The 19,867-nt window shown below is 60.1% G+C and carries 17 protein-coding genes and 1 tRNA gene; 8 read left to right on the top strand and 10 right to left on the bottom strand.

Annotated elements, in window-relative coordinates:
• Positions 1 to 144 precede the first annotated feature (144 nt).
• On the top strand, positions 145 to 2,670 hold the full coding sequence (locus JNO51_RS11460) for an EAL domain-containing protein (protein WP_252346070.1): 2,526 nt from the start codon (positions 145 to 147) through the stop codon (positions 2,668 to 2,670).
• Positions 2,671 to 2,762: 92 nt separating this feature from the next.
• On the opposite strand, the gene serS is transcribed toward JNO51_RS11460, so the two are convergent.
• From serS to JNO51_RS11440, 4 genes are read right to left on the bottom strand one after another with little or no spacing between them, the layout of a single operon-like run.
• Positions 2,763 to 4,049 carry a serine--tRNA ligase gene (gene serS, locus JNO51_RS11455; RefSeq protein WP_215777285.1) on the bottom strand — a complete coding sequence of 429 codons (1,287 nt, stop codon included), beginning with the start codon at positions 4,047 to 4,049 and terminating at the stop codon, positions 2,763 to 2,765.
• A gap of 2 nt (positions 4,050 to 4,051) precedes the next feature.
• The gene (locus JNO51_RS11450) at positions 4,052 to 5,368 is read right to left on the bottom strand and encodes a replication-associated recombination protein A (protein WP_215777283.1); all 1,317 of its coding nucleotides are present in this window, start codon (positions 5,366 to 5,368) and stop codon (positions 4,052 to 4,054) included.
• Between the two features lie 2 nt (positions 5,369 to 5,370).
• Positions 5,371 to 5,979 (bottom strand): outer membrane lipoprotein chaperone LolA, encoded by a 609-nt coding sequence (lolA, locus tag JNO51_RS11445; RefSeq protein ID WP_215777280.1) that lies wholly within the window; start codon positions 5,977 to 5,979, stop codon positions 5,371 to 5,373.
• A 6-nt stretch (positions 5,980 to 5,985) separates the two neighbouring features.
• On the bottom strand, positions 5,986 to 7,578 hold the full coding sequence (locus JNO51_RS11440; RefSeq protein WP_215777277.1) for an NAD+ synthase: 1,593 nt from the start codon (positions 7,576 to 7,578) through the stop codon (positions 5,986 to 5,988).
• A gap of 190 nt (positions 7,579 to 7,768) precedes the next feature.
• On the opposite strand from JNO51_RS11440, the gene JNO51_RS11435 reads away from it, so the two are divergent.
• A tRNA-Ser gene (locus JNO51_RS11435) sits at positions 7,769 to 7,859 on the top strand.
• 161 nt (positions 7,860 to 8,020) lie between these two features.
• Complete coding sequence (locus JNO51_RS11430) at positions 8,021 to 8,959, top strand: chemotaxis protein (RefSeq protein WP_215777274.1); 939 nt, start codon at positions 8,021 to 8,023, stop codon at positions 8,957 to 8,959.
• A gap of 15 nt (positions 8,960 to 8,974) precedes the next feature.
• Here JNO51_RS11430 and JNO51_RS11425 read toward each other — a convergent pair whose 3' ends face one another.
• The gene (locus JNO51_RS11425) at positions 8,975 to 9,568 is read right to left on the bottom strand and encodes a coiled-coil domain-containing protein (protein WP_215777271.1); all 594 of its coding nucleotides are present in this window, start codon (positions 9,566 to 9,568) and stop codon (positions 8,975 to 8,977) included.
• A 601-nt stretch (positions 9,569 to 10,169) separates the two neighbouring features.
• Between JNO51_RS11425 and JNO51_RS11420 the strand changes: the two genes are divergently transcribed.
• Positions 10,170 to 11,447, top strand: coding sequence for an amino acid permease (locus JNO51_RS11420; protein ID WP_215777269.1), 1,278 nt, complete (start codon positions 10,170 to 10,172; stop codon positions 11,445 to 11,447).
• Positions 11,448 to 11,558: 111 nt separating this feature from the next.
• On the opposite strand, the gene JNO51_RS11415 is transcribed toward JNO51_RS11420, so the two are convergent.
• Complete coding sequence (locus JNO51_RS11415; protein ID WP_215777266.1) at positions 11,559 to 13,169, bottom strand: methyl-accepting chemotaxis protein; 1,611 nt, start codon at positions 13,167 to 13,169, stop codon at positions 11,559 to 11,561.
• 262 nt (positions 13,170 to 13,431) lie between these two features.
• Here JNO51_RS11415 and JNO51_RS11410 point away from each other — a divergent pair, with 262 nt between their 5' ends.
• Positions 13,432 to 14,334 (top strand): DMT family transporter, encoded by a 903-nt coding sequence (locus JNO51_RS11410; RefSeq protein ID WP_215777264.1) that lies wholly within the window; start codon positions 13,432 to 13,434, stop codon positions 14,332 to 14,334.
• Between the two features lie 8 nt (positions 14,335 to 14,342).
• On the opposite strand, the gene JNO51_RS11405 is transcribed toward JNO51_RS11410, so the two are convergent.
• From JNO51_RS11405 to JNO51_RS11395, 3 genes are all read right to left on the bottom strand, one after another.
• Positions 14,343 to 15,224, bottom strand: a complete 882-nt coding sequence (locus tag JNO51_RS11405) for a class I SAM-dependent methyltransferase (RefSeq protein WP_215777261.1) — start codon at positions 15,222 to 15,224, stop codon at positions 14,343 to 14,345.
• A 40-nt stretch (positions 15,225 to 15,264) separates the two neighbouring features.
• On the bottom strand, positions 15,265 to 16,047 hold the full coding sequence (locus JNO51_RS11400; RefSeq protein ID WP_215777259.1) for a glycosyltransferase family 2 protein: 783 nt from the start codon (positions 16,045 to 16,047) through the stop codon (positions 15,265 to 15,267).
• Positions 16,048 to 16,131: 84 nt separating this feature from the next.
• Positions 16,132 to 16,890, bottom strand: a complete 759-nt coding sequence (locus JNO51_RS11395) for a lysophospholipid acyltransferase family protein (protein WP_215777256.1) — start codon at positions 16,888 to 16,890, stop codon at positions 16,132 to 16,134.
• 226 nt (positions 16,891 to 17,116) lie between these two features.
• Between JNO51_RS11395 and JNO51_RS11390 the strand changes: the two genes are divergently transcribed.
• The 3 genes from JNO51_RS11390 to JNO51_RS11380 are packed head-to-tail and all read left to right on the top strand — an operon-like array spanning position 17,117 to position 19,128.
• Positions 17,117 to 17,395, top strand: coding sequence for an acyl carrier protein (locus JNO51_RS11390; protein ID WP_215777253.1), 279 nt, complete (start codon positions 17,117 to 17,119; stop codon positions 17,393 to 17,395).
• A complete protein-coding gene (locus JNO51_RS11385; protein ID WP_215777249.1) occupies positions 17,396 to 18,643 on the top strand; it encodes a beta-ketoacyl synthase in 1,248 nt (415 codons plus the stop codon). It begins immediately after the preceding gene.
• Complete coding sequence (locus JNO51_RS11380) at positions 18,640 to 19,128, top strand: 3-hydroxyacyl-ACP dehydratase FabZ family protein (protein WP_215777247.1); 489 nt, start codon at positions 18,640 to 18,642, stop codon at positions 19,126 to 19,128. The genes JNO51_RS11385 and JNO51_RS11380 overlap by 4 nt, the downstream gene beginning before the upstream one ends.
• A 15-nt stretch (positions 19,129 to 19,143) precedes the next feature.
• Here JNO51_RS11380 and fabG read toward each other — a convergent pair whose 3' ends face one another.
• A complete protein-coding gene (gene fabG / locus JNO51_RS11375) occupies positions 19,144 to 19,863 on the bottom strand; it encodes a 3-oxoacyl-ACP reductase FabG (protein ID WP_215777244.1) in 720 nt (239 codons plus the stop codon).
• Positions 19,864 to 19,867: the final 4 nt, after the last annotated feature.

The following is a 19,867-nucleotide window of genomic DNA, read 5'->3' as shown; positions in this document are numbered from 1 at the left end:
GTCTTGTTTTTTGTGCTCGCCAAATCGCCATCGACTGAACCTCGACCTATTCATCTTTGTCATAGTTATTGCGGGTAAACTCAGATATAAATAGAATGCTGTTCAATTACAGGTGTAATATTAAATAGAATGTTTAAATAGTAAATGATGTCGATTTTGTTTCAGCCTGTCAGCAGCATCATGAGCCGGGAAATCCTTACAGGGCCCCCCTCCATGCTGGTGACCGAGGCTGCCCAACGCATGTCCGAACGCCGGTGCAGTGCGATTCTGATCGTGGATGAAGCCGGTCGAGCGCTGGGCATCTGGACCGAGACAGACGCGGTACGCCCAGAGTTGCATGAAGGCGCCGTCGCCCCATTACGCCTGTCAGATGTGATGACCTCCCCGGTGGCAACCCTGCCGCCGGAAACCACTGTGCAGGATGCCGTAGTGATGTTTCACGACAAGCGCATTCGTCATGCGTTGATCGAGCACGATCAGCACCCCCTGGGCATCCTGTCGATGTCCGACATCATTCGCCAACAAGGTAGTGACGCTTTTCTGGCCTTGCGCCGGCTGGATACGGTGCCGGTGCAGACGCCTTGCATGCTCGACGGACACGAGGCGCTGCAGCAGGCCGTGAGCCAGATGCGTGCGCAAGGTCGTGATGCCGTGGTGGTGCGCCTGGGGCGTGCCAGCTATGGGATTCTGACTCAGCGTGATGTCGTGCGTCTGATGGCGCAGGGCATGCCGCAGGGCCCGCTGTCGTCGTACTGCACGCGCTCGCTGTTGGCCGTCAGTGGTCGTACCACGCTGGCCGATGCCCGCAATCTGCTGCTCACCCATCACATTCGCCACCTCGGTGTACTGGACAACGAGGGCGAGCTGGTCGGGCTGGTCGGCTTCTCCGATATTCTGCACAGCATCGAGCAGGCTTTTCTGCTGGAACTGCACCAGATGCTGTTCGAGCGCGACCGGGCACTGTCCGAATCGCAGCGCAGCCTGTTGCTGGCGGAAACGGTTTTCGAGTCGACCCGCGAAGGCATCATGATTACCGACGGGGATGGCTTGATCCAGTCCGTCAACCCGGCATTCTGCCGCATCACGGGATACGCGACCGACGAAGTCGTCGGCAAGTCGCCGTCGGTTTTGTCGTCCGGCAAACAGCCGCCTGGTTTTTACCAGCATTTCTGGCATTGCCTGCTCAGCGAAGGTCGCTGGCAGGGCGAAGTCATCAATCGCCACAAAGACGGCAGTCTGTATACCGAGCATCTGAGTGTCACCGCCGTGACGGGTGAGGAGGGGCAGGCGCACTATTTCGTCGGCGTATTCTCTGACATTACCCAAAGCAAGCAGACCGAGGCTCGCCTGAAATTTCTCGCCAGTCATGATGCCCTGACCGGGCTGGCCAACCGGCTGCTGTTTACCGAACGTCTGCAGGAGGCCCTGGAGCAGGCCGCCACCAATGAAATCAGCCTGGCGCTGCTGTATGTCGATCTGGATCGCTTCAAGTTGTTCAACGATACCCTGGGGCACAAGGCGGGCGATGAGCTGCTGACGCGGGTGGCCGATACCATGCAGGATCTGATGCCGGAGGGCAGCTTGTGCGGCCGGCTGGCCGGCGATGAGTTTGTGGTGCTGATTCCGGAAATCGAGAGTGTGCAGCAGGTGGCCTGCCAGGCGCAGAACCTGCTGGATGCGCTGTCCGGCGAGCGCATGGTTGCCGGTCATGATGTCTTTGTGTCAGCCAGTATCGGGATCAGCCTGTATCCGGCCGATGGTCGTTCGGCGCAGGGCCTGCTGGCCAATGCCGATGCCGCCATGGTGCGGGCCAAAGAATGTGGCAAGAATACCTTCCAGTTCTACGCCGGGGACATGAATGCCCGTGCGCTGGAGCGACTGAGCCTGGAGTCGGCGTTGCGGCGCGGTCTGGCGCAGGACGAGCTGGAGCTGTGGTACCAGCCCAAGGTGGACCTGAGCAGCGGTGAGCTGTGCGGTGCCGAAGCCCTGATCCGCTGGCGACATCCGGAGCGGGGGCTGGTGCCGCCGGACGAGTTCATTCCGATTGCCGAAGACAGCTCCCTGATCATCAATATCGGTGAGTGGGTATTGCATACCGCCTGCGGGCATATGCGCCGCTGGCGCGATGCCGGCTTGCCTGCCGGACGCATTGCAGTCAATGTATCCGGTCGTCAGTTCAAGTACGGCAGCATCGTCGATACCGTGCGCCAGAGTCTGCAGCGGTTTGACCTGCCCAGTGAATGTCTGGAGCTGGAGGTGACGGAGAGTGTGGCCATGGACGAAGGTGAGGCCATGACCGACGTGCTGCAGCAACTCAAGCAGCTGGGGGTGTATCTGTCGATTGACGACTTCGGCACCGGCTATTCCTCGCTGTCCTATCTGAAGCGATTGCCGGTGCAGGGCCTGAAGATTGATCGCTCTTTCATCATGGATCTGCACGCCGACAGTGATGATGTGGCGATCACCCGCGCCATTATCTCGATTGCCCACAGCCTGGGGCTGGATCTGGTCGCAGAAGGGGTCGAGCGCCCCGAACAGCGAGACTTCCTCATCGCCCAGGGCTGCCATGCCGGCCAGGGATACTTCTACAGCCGCCCGATGACAGCGGAGGCCTTTGAAAGCCTGCTGCGTCGCGAGGGGCGTGCTGCGTTTACCTCGCTGCTGCAATAGCCGGCAGGTTGCCCGAGCCTTGTGCCGGGTGGCTGCCTCACGATAAAAAAAACCGCCCTGAGGCGGTTTTTTTTATGACTGTCTGCCGGGTATCAGGCGCGCAGGGTTTCCATGCCGCCCATATAGGGGCGCAGCACGGCCGGAATGGTCACGCTGCCATCGGCGTTCTGGTAGTTCTCCAGGACGGCGACCAGGGTGCGGCCCACGGCCAGGCCAGAGCCGTTCAGGGTATGAACGTACTGGTTCTTGCCGCTTTCATCCTTGAAGCGCGCCATCATGCGGCGCGCCTGGAAATCGCCGCAGTTCGAGCAGCTGGAGATTTCGCGATAGGTGTTCTGCGCTGGCAGCCAGACCTCCAGGTCGAAGGTCTTGATGGCACCAAAGCCCATGTCGCCGGTGCACAGGGTGATGACACGGTAGGGCAGTTCCAGCTTCTTCAGAATGGTTTCGGCGTGGCCGACCATTTCGTCCAGCGCGGCCATCGAGTGGTCCGGATGGGCGATCTGTACCATTTCGACCTTGTCGAACTGGTGCTGGCGGATGAAACCGCGGGTGTCACGGCCATAGGAGCCGGCTTCGGAACGGAAGCAGGGCGAATGTGCCGTCAGCTTGAGCGGCAGGTCTTCGGCCTTGAGGATGCTTTCGCGCACGGTGTTGGTCAGCGAGATTTCCGAGGTGGAGATCAGGTATTGATCCGGGCCGTTTTCGTCGCCACCCTTGGTGACCTTGAACATGTCTTCGGCAAATTTCGGCAACTGGCCGGTGCCGTACAGCACATCGGCGTTGACGATGTAAGGCGTGTAGTGTTCGCGGTAGCCATGCTCGCTGGTGTGGGTATCGAGCATGAATTGCGCCAGGGCGCGATGCAGACGGGCCATGCCGCCGCGCAGCACGGTAAAGCGGGCGCCGGACAGCTTGGCGCCGGTCTCGAAGTCCATGCCCAGCGGTGCGCCGACATCGACGTGGTCCTTGACTTCGAACTCGAAGTGACGCGGTACGCCGACCTTGCGCACTTCGGTATTGTCATGCTCGTCCTTGCCGACCGGTACCGACTCGTGCGGCAGGTTGGGGATGCTCATCAGCCACTGGTCGAGCTTGCCCTGTACGGCGGCAAAAGCGTCTTCCGCCGCTTTCAGCTCATCGCCCAAAGTGGCAACCTGCGCCAGGATGGCGCTGGCGTCTTCGCCCTTGCGCTTGGCTTCGCCAATCTGCTTGGAGCTGGCATTGCGCTGCGCCTGCAGCTCCTGCATGCGGGTCTGCAGGGTCTTGCGTTCGGATTCCAGTTGCGAGAACAGCGCGGTATCCAGCTGATATCCACGGCCGGCCAGTCGTTTGGCCACATTGTCCAGATCGGTGCGAAGCAATTGAATGTCGAGCATAGCTAGTCCTGTTTATCCTTGGCGTCCTGATCGAGCTGATGCAGGAACGCCAGTTTTTCCTGAATTTTTGCTTCCAGCCCGCGATTGACCGGAAAGTACCATTGCTGGTCTTCCAGCCCGTCAGGCAAATAGGTTTCGCCCGCAGCGTAGGCGTGCGGTTCGTCGTGGGCGTATCGGTATTCCTTGCCGTAGCCCAGCTCTTTCATCAGCCGGGTAGGGGCATTGCGCAGATGCACCGGAACCGGCCGCGAGCCGTCCTGGCGAATATGGGCACGAACCGCATTATACGCCATGTAGCCCGCATTGCTCTTGGCGGCCACGGCAAGATAAATCGCCGCCTGGGCCAGTGCCAGTTCCCCTTCCGGGCTGCCCAGACGTTCAAAGGTGTCAGCGGCATCCAGTGCCACGCGGGCGGCGCGCGGATCGGCCAGGCCGATATCTTCCCAGGCCATGCGAACCAGCCGTCGTGCCAGATAGCGCGGGTCGGCCCCGCCGTCCAGCATGCGCGTCAGCCAGTACACCGCGGCATCCGGGTTGGAGCCCCGCACCGATTTGTGCAGGGCCGAGATCTGGTCGTAGAAGGCATCGCCACCTTTGTCGAAACGACGCGCGTTCAGCGAGAGCACCTCACTGAGGAAGGCCGCATCGATGCTGTCGGTTTTGCGCGCGCGCGCCGCCGTGCGCGCCTGTTCGATCAGATTGAGAAAGCGCCGGGCATCGCCGTCGGCATAGCCGATCAGGGTGTCGACAGCGCTTTGCTCGATGCGCAGGCCGCTGAGCTCGCCGAGCTGCTGCACGCGCTCCAGCAGGGCCTGCAACTCACTGTTGGCCAGCGGTGTCAGTACATAGACCTGGGCACGCGAGAGCAGCGCCGCGTTGACCTCGAAAGACGGATTTTCTGTGGTGGCGCCGATAAAGGTCAGCAGTCCGGATTCGACAAAGGGCAGGAAGGCATCCTGCTGGCTTTTGTTGAAGCGGTGTACTTCATCGACGAACAGAATGGTACGCCGACCGTGCAGTGCCAGCACCTGATGGGCACGCTCGACCGCTTCGCGGATTTCCTTGACCCCGGCCAGCACGGCCGACACCGGGATGAATTCAGCGGCGAAGCCATTGGCGAGAATGCGGGCCAGCGTGGTTTTGCCCACCCCTGGTGGCCCCCAGAGAATCATCGAGTGCGGAATGCCGCTGTCGATCGCCACCCGCAGCGGCTTGCCGGGGCCGATCAGGTGCTGCTGGCCGATGACCGCATCCAGCTTGTCGGGGCGCAGGGCCTCGGCAAGCGGCTTGGCGGGTTCGGCGGCAAACAGGTCAGCCATGGTTACTGATCACTGATGACATCCACGCCCTTGGGCGGGGTGAAGTGGAACAGGTTGGCCGGCAGGTCCGGATTCTTCTTCATATTGCTGAAGCTGATGTGGGTCAGGTTGCCAAAGGTATCCGACAGCTCCATGACCTGCAGGACATTGTTGCTGAAGCCCATGCGGATCGCGCGGAAGGTGTTTTCATCCTTCTTCGGCGTGGCGGTCAGCCACTCCAGTCCCTTGTCGCTGCCGGATTCCTTCAGCTTGTAGTCGCGCTCGATGGCATTGCTGCCGGCCAGCAGGGCCGCCGGGCTGGAGCCCAGTGCGGCATTCAGCGGCCGGGTGGTGACCTGTGCCAGCTCCTTGTCGTAGATCCACAGCCGTTTGCCATCGCCGTCGATAATCTGGTCGTAGGGCTTGGTGTACACCCAGAGGAACTTGCCCGGGCGGGCGATCGACAGGGTGCCGCTGGCCTCGTTGCGCTTGCCCTTGCTGCTGATGACCTGCTGGAAGTCGGCCGTGAGGGTCGAGGTACTGGCAATGAAGGCCTTGAGCTGAGGAATTGCCGCAGCCTGCAGGCTGCCGGCCAGCGCCAGCAGGCTGGCGGCAAGTAGGAATTTTTTCATGGGAACTCAGCTGAAGCGGTTAGTGATCGGATAGCGCCAGTCCTTGCCGAAGCCGCGATGCGTGATGCGCGGTCCGACCGGCGCCTGGCGCCGCTTGTATTCATTGATTTTCAGCAGGCGTACCACCCGCTCGACATCGGCCCGCTCAAAGCCGGCGGCAATGATCTCGGCGGCCGACTGATTGTCTTCCATATAGCGCGCCATGATGGCGTCCAGCACATCGTAAGGCGGCAGGCTGTCCTGATCGGTCTGATCCGGGCGCAGTTCGGCGGAAGGCGGGCGGGTGATGATGCGCTGCGGAATCACCTCGCCATCACGGTTGCGCCAGTTGGCCAATTGGTAGACCAGGGTTTTGGCTACATCCTTCAGCACGGCAAAGCCGCCGGCCATGTCGCCGTACAGCGTGCAGTAGCCGGTGGTCATTTCCGATTTGTTGCCGGTCGTCAGCACCAGCTTGCCGGTCTTGTTGGAGAGCGCCATCAGCAAGGTCCCGCGGATACGGGCCTGCAGGTTCTCCTCGGTCGTGTCTTCCTTCAGGCCGGCAAAGGCGGGGGCCAGGCCGTCGATGAACCGTTCGTACATCGGCCAGATTTCGATCTCGTCGTATTTCACGCCGAGGGTCTGCACCATCTGGCGGGAGTCATTCACGCTGATGTCGGCGGTATAGCGCGAGGGCATCATGACTGCGTGAACCTTGTCGGCGCCCAGGGCGTCGCAGGCGATGGCCATGGTCAGCGCCGAGTCGATCCCGCCGGACAGGCCAAGCAAGACGCCCGGAAAGCCGTTCTTGCCGATATAGTCGCGCACCCCGAGCACCAGTGCCTGGTAGGTGCTTTCCAGTGTGTCCGGCAGGGGCGCCATGCTGCCCTGGCGGAAGTCGCCATCGACCATGTCCAGCAGCAGCAGCTCATCGCGGCAGGTGCCGGCCTGCGCCACCACCTGACCTGACTTGTCCAGGGCAAACGAAGCACCGTCAAACACCAGTTCATCCTGACCACCAACCAGGTTCACATAGGCAATCGGCAGGCCGGTCTCTTCGCAGCGGTAACGCACCACCTCGTGGCGGGTTTCGACCTTGTTGCGATGGAAGGGGGAGGCATTCAGGACCACCAGAACCTCTGCCCCTTCTTCTGCCGCCGCGGCGGCCGGTTCGACCTGCCAGATATCCTCACAGATCACCACGCCCACTTTGACACCGTTCTGTTCGAAGACCAGCGGCGCGGCGCCGGGGGTGAAGTAACGGCACTCGTCGAATACTTCTTCGTTCGGCAGCATCATCTTGCAGTAGGTGCCAAGCCGGTTGCCGTCGCGCAGCACGGTGGCGGCATTGAAGCGCTCATTGCCCTGTTTGAAGGGGTGACCGACAACCAGGGTGATCCCATCCAGATCCATCAGACGGCCCAGGCCCTTGCTGCATTCGCGGTAAAAATGATCGCGCAGCAGCAGATCTTCCGGGCTGTAGCCGGTCAGCGCCAGCTCTGGTGTGACCAGCACCTCCGCCCCCTGGGCAATGGCCTGCTCGGCCAGGGCGAGAATCTTGTCGGTATTGCCGGCAATGTCGCCGACCACCGGGTTGAACTGAGCAAGGGCTATACGCATTGTTGGTAACTTGAACAATAGGCAGATGCATTGATTCTACCCGAAGATGTCGCTGAGGTCTTGGCCGAGCCTGAGCAGACGGCGCCTGAAGGCGTAGGAGAATTCCTCAGCAAAAGGCTTGCCAAAACCCGGCCGGGCTTTTATACTGCGCAGCCTCTGAGGTCGAAAACTCGCTCAGAGGCGACAATCCGGAGAGATGGATGAGTGGTTTAAGTCGCACGCCTGGAAAGCGTGTTCAGGGTAATACCCTGACGGGGGTTCGAATCCCCCTCTCTCCGCCAGCATTCTGAAAAGCCCGATTTCAACACCAGATAAAATGGTTGGCGAAGTCGGGCTTTTTGTCTTTCTGGTGCACGGCAGATTGCCATGTGAGCCAGCGCCTGTCAGATTGCGCTGACGAATCTTTTGATTGTGCGGGCCTTAACCCTGTCGAGGTGTTTCCATGCATGCTAAAGAGGTGTCCCTGTTTTCTCCTGCCGGCGGGCAACGTGAAAGTGCCGGCGGCATGGAAATCCTGCTGTTTTCACTCGGAACGCGGGAAATCTTCGGCATCAATGTGTTCAAGGTCCGTGAGGTGGCTCAGGCACCAGCCATTACCAAGACGCCGAACATGCCGGAAGGGGTGGTCGGGGTGCTGTCGATGCGTGGGCATATCATCCCGGTGCTGAAGCTGGCTGATTTCATCCATGGCCCGGCAGACCGGGAATACCCCACCATGATCGTGACCGAGTTCAATCGCGGCTCCTACGCCTTTCTGGTGGATGCCGTGGATCGCATCATCCGGGTCGACTGGGAGAAAATCCGCTCGCCCGATCGCATCATGCTGGTCGGTGCCGGGGCAGAGCAATCCGGTCTGATTACTGCCGTGACCGAAATGGACGACGGCAGTCTGGTCTCCATTCTGGATGTCGAGCAGATTCTGACGCGCGTGACCGGCGAGGCGGTGATCCCGGATGTGCCGAGAGTTGCGCTTGCCCCGGATCAGTATGTCTTCTTCTGTGACGACTCGGTGATTGCCCGCAAGGAGATCACCACGGTTCTGGAGAAAATGGGCGTGCGCTTCCAGCAGGCCAATAATGGACGCGAAGCCTGGGAGCGGCTCAACCTGCTCGCCGGGCACCGTTTCGACGACGGCGAAACCCTGCACGATCATCTGAAGGTCATTCTGGTCGATGCGGAAATGCCGGAGATGGACGGTTATACCCTGACCCGCAAGGTCAAGTCGGACAAGCGCTTCCATGGCATTCCGGTCATCATGCACTCCTCACTGTCTTCCAGTGCCAGCAAGGCAATGGGTGCCAATGCCGGCGTGGATGCCTATGTCTCGAAATTTGACGCTGTCGTGCTGGCAGAGACGCTGGTGCCCTTTCTGCAGCGCTGAGCAGAGGAGGGGGGGCTAGCTTCCGTCCAGCCCGAGTTGCCGTGCCAGCACCGGCATGATGGTAACGATGGCGATCATGGCGCCAATGATGGCAAAGGTCATGCGGTTGATGGTGGCGTGCATGTTGCTGTGCAGCCCGTGCATCTCGGTTCGCAAATCATGTATTTCACAGCGCAGCCCCTGCGTTTCGGCAGCCAGCTCGCTGCGCAGGCTTTGGGCTTCGCTGGCCAGCTCGCTGCGCAGGCTTTGGGCTTCGCTGGCCAGCTCGCTGCGAAGACTCCGGGCCTCGGCGGCCAGCTCGCTGCGCAGGCTCTGGGCCTGGGCGGCCAGTTCGCAGCGCAGGTTCTGCGTTTCAGTGGTGAGTTCGCTGCGCAGGCTCTGGGTCTCGGCCGTCAGATCGCGGCGCAGATCTGCCATGGCCAGTACGATGGCGCTGCGCTCTGCCTCTGCCTCCGGGCGGCTGACGTAGCGGTTTTCCGCCTCCTGGCGGATCGCGCCTGTCACCATTGCCACCAGTCTGAGCACCCGGCTCGCGGTCGCATCATCCACACCGGTTTTTCGCAGCGTCAGATAGAGGCGATGGGTATCGTAAGGGGTGGTCGTGGTCATGCGGATTGCGCTCCTGTCGCGTGCGGCGGGCTTGTTCGGAGTAACCCGAATCTGACCGTTGTCTGTGCCTGTTGTTCCCCATGCTTCATCATCGGCCCAGGATCGGTCTGATGCGCCGGCTGGGCGAGGTATCCCCTTGATTCAGCGTCCTTCTGTGCGATATCACGGTTCGCTCATTCAGCTGTTCAGGCCGGGTTTTATTAGCATTCAGGCAGAATTACCCCCTTTGCTTTAAGTCAAACATATGCATTAGAGTTATTTAATGTCTTGAAAATATGTCATTGCTGAGATAGGCTTTGACTCGAGGAAGTTGGTGATTCGAAAACAGCCTCGCTTGTTTTACTACCCCCGATCTGGTTGGTGCTGCATGTTTTGAGTCAGGCACCGGACCATTCCAACCTGTCCGTTTTCCGTAAGGGAATCCGGTCAGTCAGCCTTTAATGGTTTCTCCTTGGCAGCTGTCATTTTGCCAATCCATTCTTTTTGCTTTGTGCGATGACAGACCATGCCATGCAGCGTTGTTGGCAATATCAACCTGGCACTGGGGGTAATAATGAAGTCCGAATATAAAATTGGCGTAGGTCTAGCTACGTTTCTGGTCATGGCAAATATGCTGGGCTCGGGTATTTCCATGGTTCCGGCCTATATGGCATCGATCGGCACCATTGGGATGGTCAGCTGGCTGATTGCCATCGTGGGGGCTGTTTCTCTGGCACTGGTGTTTTCCCGGCTGGCGATTGTCGATCCGGCCGAAGGTGGTGTCGTGGCCTATGCCTCCAAGGTTTCGCCGGTGCTTGGGCGTCAGACGCAGATTTTCTACGTTCTGGCCAACCTGACCGGTAACCTCGCCGTCGCAGCCACCTCGATCGCCTATTTCAGCATGCTGTTCCCGGTGCTGCAGGATCCGCTGGTCTCCTCGATCGCCATTATTGTCGAAACCTGGATACTGGCCTTTATCGCCATGATGGGGATTGGCTGGGTGGCCCGTCTGGCGACGCTGGGTGTCGTGATGATTGCGCTGCAGATTGTCTCGGTCGGCTCCTATGGCTGGGTCGATTTCAGCCCGACCCTGTTCTCGCAGAACTGGAATGTCTCCGGTACCAGCTCCATGTCGGCCATCTTCTCCGGCATTCTGGTCTGCCTGTGGAGCTTCCTCGGTGTTGAAACCGCCAGCGTCAACAGTGGCCTGGTGAAGAACCCGACCCGTACCGTTCCGCTGGCCACCATGCTGGGTGTTGGTCTGGTATGTCTGGCTTACTTCCTGTCGTGCACGGTCGTTGGTGGTCTGTTCACCATGAAGGAACTGGCCAATACGCCTGCACCGTGGGTGCTGGCCGTCAGCACGCTGTTCTCGCCGAAGCTGGGCCCGTTGGTGGCCGCTGCCGAGTCGGTGCTGTGCTTTGCCTCGCTGTGCTCCTGGATCTTCATCGTGGCCGAAGCCGCCGCCCGCGCGGGCAAGGATGGCACGCTGCCGAAAATCTTTGCTGAAACCAACGCTCGTGGTGTGCCGGCCAAGGGCATCATCATTGAAGCTGCCATCATGACCGCGGCCATGATCGTCGCCATCATCATGAAGCAGAACCTGGTCTCGATTTTCGGTACCACGGCTGTACTGGCTTCGCTGTTTGTCCTGTTCCCGTACTTCTACTCGATCCTGTATCTGCTGAAGCGTCAGGAAAAGAAGGGTGCCTTGCTGACTGCCGCCGCGATCCTCGGCATGCTGTTCTGCTTTGTCGCCATTGCCGGCGGGACGCAGGGTCAACTGGCCTTGACCTTGATCGTTGCCCTGGCGCTGTTCCTGCTGTCGGTCCGCTCTGACAAGGCCGAGTCGGCCGAAGAAGACGTGGCCAAGGTCATCCCGCAGCCACAGGCTGATTAAAACCCGTCAGTCCGCGCCGTCCGCTCCCACGGCACCGTGCCGGACTGGCAGGTAGTAGTGGTCAAAGACCCCGGAACCCGTCCGGGGTCTTTGGCCGTCCATCAGAATGACTCAGACCTTGAAGCTGGCCACCGACTGATTCAATTCACCAGCCAGCTTTTCCAGCTCCAGCACACTGTCACGCGCGGCCTGAACAGACAGGGCCGACTCTTCCACCATGTGAGCAATCTTCTCGACATTGCTGGCCACATTGCTGTTGGCGATGCTTTGCTCCGAGGTCGAGTGTGCCACTTCGCGAATCTTGTGCAGGGTTTCCGACGTCCCCTCGCTGATCTGGCGCAGGGCTTCGGCGGCCTGCGAGGCCTTGTCCACCCCGAGGGCTACTTGCGGCTTGATCTGCTGCATGCTGCCGACCACCGAGTGCGTGTCCTGCTGGATGGCGTTGATCATCTCGGTGATCTTTCCGGTCGCATTGCCGGCCCGTTCGGCCAGCTTACGCACCTCATCGGCCACCACGGCAAAACCACGTCCCTGTTCACCGGCCCGTGCCGCCTCAATGGCTGCGTTCAAGGCCAGCAGGTTGGTCTGGTCGGCAATGTCCTTGATTTCGTTGGCAATGGTGTCGATGGTGCCGGCCCGCTCATCCAGTGAGGCAATGGTACGCGAGGCATCTTCAACCTGGCTGGCGACACGCTGGATTTCCTGCGCGGCCTGATTGACCAGCTGTCCGCCTTGTTCGGACAGCTTGCTGGCCTGAGCCGAGTTGCTTTCGGTTTCGCGGGCACTGTCCGAGATCTGATCCACGCTGACCGACAGTTGTTCGATCGCCGCGGCCGTGGCGGTGGTGGCAGTCGAGGATTCGTGCGAGGCCGAGGAGATCTGGGCCATGCGACCGGAGATCGATTGCGCCGTGTCGTGCAGCTTGCGTGCCCCCTGTTGAATATCGTGGACCACTTTCTGCAGATTGTGCTGCATGACGTTGATGGCACCCAGCAAACTGTCGCTGGCCGGGGAGCCCTGGATTTCCTGGCTCAGGTCACCGCGCGCAATCGCGGTGGCCACCTCGGCGGCATAGTCGGGTTCCCCGCCGAGACGGCGATAGATCTGGCGGGCCAGCAGTGCGGCGGCAGCGATCACCAGCATCATGACCACCAGGCCGATACAGACGAATTTGATTGCCTGTTGCCAGAAGATGGTGTTGACGTCATCGATATAGGTGCCACAGCCGACCAGCCAGTCCCAGTCATCAATATGCGTGATCCCCACCAGCTTGGGGACCAGATCATTGCCATTGGGACGTTTGGTGACGGTGCTGACGAAGCCGATCTTGCTCTGGGCAACAGCCTCACGATAACCCTGCATACTGGTTCGGCCATCCGGCAAGGTGCCGCCAGAATCGATCTTGCCCTCCTTGCGGGCGTCCGGATGCACCAGCACGTAGCCATCCATCCGACGGATGAACACATAATCGTCCGCCTCACGCAGACCACGAATGGCGCTCATGGCTTGCTGTTGCGCTTGTTCGCGCGTCAGCTTGCCGGATTTTTCCAGAGCCTGATAGGTGGCAATCTCATGACTGGCTAGTCGCAGAACCAGGGACAGGCTGGTCTGACGCTCGTCGAGAATGGTTCGGTTCAGGGTGTGCAGCGCCACGCCGCCAATGGTGATGAGGCCGAGAATCGCCGCGATGACGATAACGGCCAGTCTGGTGGACAGTTTCATGTTCTTGTTCTCCGCGAGAGGGACAGTCTGCGTTGTTAGCAAACGCTTAAGGTTTGTTGTCTGGGTGTGATCGTTTTAGTTAATACTATTAATGAATATGTATAGTTTCAACGTGGATTTATTGTCCATGTGGCAGGCATGGTCTTTGGATCTGGTGCCGCTCGGCCTGCTGGGCGGCAGTCTGCGCACGGAAGACATCGCTTCCCTGAGGGGGATAGGAGTAAAGTGGTAGATAATTTATTCCATATGAAAGTGTTTGGTCATGCCTTATGTTGTCCTGCTGCTGTCCATGCTGCTGTGGGCCAGTACCTTTATTGCGGTCAAGTATATTTTCCTGAGCTTTGATCCGGTTTTCGTCCTGTTTGCCCGCATGGCCATTGCCATGCTCTGTCTGCTGCCCTTGCTCGGCGTGCTGCGCGTTTCACTACGCGTTCGGCGCGAGGACTGGCGCAGTCTGTTGCTGCTGGGGCTGTGCCAGCCTTGTCTGTATTTCCTGTTCGAGTCTGCCGCACTCAAGCTGACCAGTGCTTCGCAAGCCTCCGTGCTGGCTGCGCTGATTCCGGTGCTGGCGACCCTGAGTGCCTGGCTGTGGCTGCGCGAACCGCAGCGAGCCGGCAGCTGGGCTGGCGTGGTGATTTCCACCATGGGCGCGCTGGCCCTGACCCTGGCTTCGCCTGCCTCGGCCAATGCACCGAATCCCTTGCTGGGCAATTTCCTGGAGTTGCTGGCCGTGCTGTGCGGGGTCGGCTATATGCTGCTGCTCAAACGTCTTGCCGCACGCTATGCCCCGCTGACCATTATTTTCATCCAGACCATGATTGGCCTGCTGTGGTTTGGCTTCGGCCTGTTGACCCCATGGGGCACCTGGCCGACGGCCTGGCCGTTCTGGCCTTGTGTGTGGCTGGTGTATCTGGGGGCGGTGGTGACCCTGGGGGCATTTGCGCTGTATACCTGGGCCATCAGCCGCGTTCCGGTGGCGCATGCCGCCGTTTTTACCAACCTGATTCCGCTGTTTTCCATGGCACTGGCCTTCATGCTGCTGGACGAGCGCCTGACGCGTCTGCAATGGCTGGCCTGTCTGGCCATTTTGCTCGGGGTATGGCTGGGGCAGCGATCGGGGGGCAAGCCTGTCCCTCAGGGCGACTTGCAGCAAGTGCAGGGGTGAGGGTCGATTCAGCCCGGAATCCCTGGCGGCAAGGCCAGGCCACCCAGGCGAAACCAGCGCACCAGGTTGTGAAAATCCTGTTGTGCCTGCGCGTCCAGCGTATGCCACGCCTGTTGCCAGCGCTGTTGCAGGGGCCGGTCAATTTGTCTTCGCGTGGTACTGCGAAAGATCATCAGAAAGGGGGCCAGTGCCGTTTGATCGGTGCGGGTTTCCAGATTGGCCGACTGTAATGCGTGGCGCATTTCGGCCACGCTGAATGCTGCGCGCAGCGAGGCCAGGAAGTCGCGCGTAAAGGCGGGGGACTGCTCGCTGGCGCGATCATGGGCAAAGTAGCGTTGGCTGGCCAGGCGTTTGAGCCGCCCGAAATCGGCCAGATACAGCCCGCCGCCAGGACGCAGGACTCGACGGATTTCGCTGCAGGCCTGTCCGAGCGACCGGGTATCGGGCAAATGGTGAAGTGACATGGTGCACATCACGGCATCCTGCGAGGCCTGATGGAGAAAGTGAAGATTGGTGATATCGCCTTGCATGAGCGTGACGTTATCGATCTGCTGCTGCCGCAGCGTTTCTCCCGCCAGATCAAGCATGGCCGGAGAGGCATCCAGGCCGAAGAAGTGGCAGTCCGGATTCAGCCGGGCCATGCAGGCCAGTTGATTGGCCGGCCCGCAGGCCAGATCCAGCACGGTATCGCCCGTGCGCAGAACGGGCAGGCATTGCGTGGCATGGTAAAGATACAGAGGCTGCAGGATGCCCTGATCACGTCCGCTATCGGCAAAAGCATGCACCTGCGCCGGATCGCGCATGACAGCATCGTGCTCCGGGACTCTGGGCAGTGGATGGCGCATGACCTGCTCCATCAGCAGGTGGTAGAACATTTGTGTAGCGGACATGGACAGGCAGGTTTCGGTTCTTGACTCGGCAGTGGTACGTTTAACGGGCTTGCCGGCGTACTCTGGACAGGAGTCGCCGCGTGGTCAGCATTGGCAGGCGCAGGATGAATCCGATCATCAGACGAATGTGCATGCAGGTCAGCAGCCGATTATCCCGCCAGTAGTTGAAGTGGGAAACCCCGCCTTCTCCTGGCTGGAAGTATTTCACCGCGGCAGGCAGGTTGATTGGCCGAACGCCAAGCCAGCAGAGGCGCACGACCGCCTCCGGGTCGAAGTCGAAACGACGCATCCAGCGCTGACCGCGCATCACGCGCCGCAACGGGGCCACCGGATAAACACGGAAACCAAACAGCGAATCACCGATGCCCATGCCCAGCGTTTCCAGGTTGGCCCACCAGTTGGAGATTTTGCGCCCCTTGACCCGCAGGGAGGGTGCACTGGCATCGAATACCGGTACACCCAGTACCATCGCCTCGGGGTGCGTCTGGGAGCAGTGCATGAAGTCGGGGATGCGTTGCGCCGGATGCTGTCCATCCGAGTCCATGCATAACACATGGGTCATGCCCTGCTGACTGGCCATTTCCAGACCATGCAGGACCGCGGCACCTTTGCCGACGTTATGCGGCAAGACCATGACGCGCAGGCCGTCATCCTCGGCGGCCAGGGCCTGGAGCGCCTCGGCGGAACCGTCCGTACTGCCGTCCACCACCACCCAGACCGGATTCCAGAAGCGTCGGGCTTCCTTGACGGTGTCAATGACTTTGGGGCCCGGATTGTAACTCGGGATCAAAACCAGATGGCTGGTGCTGGGGGAATTATTCATCGGAAAGCCGGATTAAAATGGCCAGATTGGCACAGTAAAAATGAGCTGGAACATAGCTGAAATGCCATTGCATGGTCAAGAAACTCACCGGATGCGCAGATCGGGATCAATCGATCGCGTCATTTGTGATTCAAAATATTGCTGCAATTTGAGTGTCGTGATGGCCAGATTATCATCCGGCTCGAATAGCGCGCCCAATTCGGCACGATAAACCAAAGGAAACTCAGGTGGGCGCCAAATTTTCCAGCCCTTGGACAAATAAGCAGAATTCGTGCGGATCAGGATGGTTTGCAGCGGCGCGGCGGCCTTTTTGGCAATCAGGGCGACGGAGCCTTGCAGCGGGTTGACCGGCTGGCGTGTCGTGCGGGTGCCTTCCGGAAAGATCATCAGCAGATTGCCCTGTTCCACACTGCGTATGGCCGCGCGGAACATCAGATCCGGCTGCCGGTTGGAGACATAGCCGGCCAGATAGGCGCCTGCCCCCAGAAACAGATTGCTGCTGATGCTGGCCTTCATCAGACAGACGGCCTGCCGGACCCGAGACAGCACCAGAAAGGCATCAATCATGCCGGGATGATTGGGGACCAGCAGCATGCGTGAACGGCCATTCAGTGCGTCCAGTGCCGATAGATCGAGACGCATCAGCCGACAGGCTGCCGCACCGTCGAGAAATATTCGGCAAATCAGGCTGATAGACCATTGCACCAGGGGCTCGCGCAGCCACCGGGGCGTCAGGAGCAAGGGCAGTGCCAGCAGGTTGCCAGCTAGCAACATACTGCCAAGCCATAACAGCATGGAATAGAACAGGATGATTTGATGCAGGCGATGGATTTGCTTCAGCATTAACTTTAAGGTTCAAAAACAATCTGGCAATGATATGGCCTGAAAAGACCGATGACATTACGAGTCAAGTACGGTTGCTATTGACAGTTTTCGTCATTGCTTGGATATCCGCGTATTTACGACGCCAGTCCATGGATTTATGGATGCCGGTCAAGCATTTTTGCACACTTTTACTTTATAATCTTGAAGTTTGTGATATGTCACCATCCCTCATGTTGGAATGTTCATGCTAGAAGATATTGTCAAAAACTACCTGATTTCTACCAAAGGCAAGGATGTCTCGTTGTTCGACAACCCCGATTTGTCGGTATCCGATCTGGGGCTGGATTCTCTGGATATGGTGGAAATGCTGTTTGAAATTGAAGATCGCTGTGGTTTCCAGCTGCCTGATCCGATGCGTTACGCCAGTATGAGCTACAAGGCAATGCTGGCAGATATTGAACAAGTCATTCGCGAGCATCATAACGGCGAGTTGCCGGAGATGGCTCTGCAGGCAGGTAAATAATTGGCTCGCGTCCTGATTACCGGAATGGGGGCGATCAGCCCCCTGGGCGTCGGTCGCCATCAGACCTTTTCCGCCGCACTGAATGGCGAATGTGCCATTGGTCCGGCAGGAGAGGACATTGCCAAATGGTTGCCGCATGTGCTGACCGCCCCGGTCAAGGTTGATCCGCTCAGTCTGCTGAGTGACAAGCATGCCGGTCTGGACCGGGCCAGCCAGTTTGCCCTGGTGGCGGCCAACGAGGCGCTGGCTGAAGCCGGGATGACCCCGCAACCGGAAGATGCCCGTCGTATCGGCGTGTATGTCGGCATCGGCTTCGGTGGCGCCAGTACCGTCGATGCGCTCTACACGAGGCTGCAGACCACTTTGCAGCAGGGGCGCAGCCCGACCGTGGTCCATCCTCTGTCCGTGCCTCGCATGATGTCCAATGCCGCGGCAGCACTGGTTTCCATGCAGTATGGTCTGCGCGGACCGAGCAATACCTATTCTGTCGCCTGTGCCTCGTCTGCCGTCGCCATCGGCGAGGCATTCCGTGCTATTCGTGATGGCTACCTTGATGCCGCTGTCGTGATCGGCACCGAGGCCATGCTGACAGGGGGGGCCATGCTGGCCTGGAATGCCCTGCGGGTGATGGCCAAACCGGATCCCGCCGATGTAGCGCGCAGCTGCAAACCTTTTGCGCAGGATCGCAGCGGCTTTGTTCTGGGCGAAGGTGCGGCGGCCATGGTACTGGAGAGTGAGTCTCGGGCCCGGCAGCGCGGTGCCGCGGGCATTGCCGAGGTGGCGGGCTACGGTTGCAGCAGTGATGCGGCCCATCTCACGGCCCCTTCCAGCGAGGAGCAGGTGGTGGCCATGCAGCAGGCGCTGTCCCAGGCCGGATTGTCCGCCGACGAGGTGCAGTATCTGAATGCCCACGGGACGGCCACCGATGCCGGTGATGTGGTCGAGACGCAGTCGATCCGCGCCGTGTTTGGCGATGCTGCCGATGCGCTGGCGGTCAGCTCGACCAAGTCCATGCACGGACACCTGATCGGCGCCAGCGGGATTCTGGAATTCCTCATCAGCGTCATGGCCATGGAGCAGGGGGCCTTGCCGCCGACTGCCACGCTGGACCGGGCCGATCCGCGTTGTGATCTGGATTACATCGCGCGCGAAGCGCGTCGGGGCGTCGAAGTGTCGGCGGTCATGTCCAACTCGTTTGCCTTTGGTGGCAGCAATGCCTCGTTGCTGGCGAGACGTTATCAACCATGAGCCAAGCACAGCCAGACTACCCGTTGCAGCTGTCCCGCGCCGAGATCGAACAGGTCTTGCCGCACCGTGGCGATATCTTTTTTTGCCATCAACTGACGATCAACGGGCCGCATGCCTTTGAAGGCACGGCCCGCTGGTCGCTTGATCATCCGCTGATCCGGGGGCATTTTCCCGGCATGCCCATCGTGCCGGGCGTGCTGCTGATCGAGGCGATGGCCCAGCTGACCGGCGCCGGTCTGCTGGTGGGGGATCCCTATATCAAGACCCTGCCGGAAGATTCCATCGGGGTGTTGGCAGGGGTGCGCAGCTGCTGGTTCAAGCAGCCGGTCAGGCCGGACAGCGAAGTAAGATTTGACATCCAGTGCCGTCAACTGGCGCCGGCGCTGGTGCAGGCGACGGCACGGGTGCAAGTGGATGCGACGGAAGTGGCCAAGCTCGACCTCTCCATTGCCTATGTGCCGCGCCAGCAGGTACTGGCAGGCTGAACCTGCCTGGCGTGCTCAGATCATGCCGCCATTGATGGAAATGATCTGCCCGGTGACGTAGCCGGCATCTTCCGAGGCCAGATAGGCGACCAGGCCGGCCACCTCCGCCGGCGTGCCGGCGCGCTTCATCGGTACCATCGAGGCAATCTGCTGCTCGGTAAAACTGTCCTTGCTCATTTCCGATTCGATGACGCCTGGCGCAATGGCATTGACCGTGATGCCGCGGCTTGCCAGCTCCAGGGCCAGCGACTTGGTCGCCCCGTGCAGCGCCGCCTTGGCGGCGGCATAGTTGGTCTGACCACGATTGCCGGCCAGGGCGGCCACCGAGGTGATATTGATGATGCGTCCCCAGCGGGTACGGATCATCGGCATGGTCAGTGGCTGGGTGACATGAAAGAAACCATGCAATGACACGTCGATGACCCTGTGCCATTGAGCGGCGCTCATGCCCGGGAACACGGCATCGTCGTGAATCCCTGCATTATTCACTACGACCTGAATCGGACCTTGCTGCAGCAGGGTTTCCACGGCCTGCGCACAGGCCGCCTCATCCGCCACGTCAAATTGCACCGCTTCGGCCGAGTAACCCTCGGCGATCAGGGTTTCACAGAGATGCTGTGCCTGCGTCAGCTGGCGGTTGGCGTGGACGATGACATGGAAGCCTTCTCGTGCCAGTCGCTGGCTGATGGCAGCGCCGATGGCACCGCTGCCACCGGTAATCAGGGCTCGTTTCATGGTG

The organism is Paludibacterium sp. B53371, from assembly GCF_018802765.1.
Taxonomy (GTDB): Bacteria; Pseudomonadota; Gammaproteobacteria; order Burkholderiales; family Chromobacteriaceae; genus Paludibacterium.
This window is presented reverse-complemented; position numbering and strand designations above follow the sequence as displayed.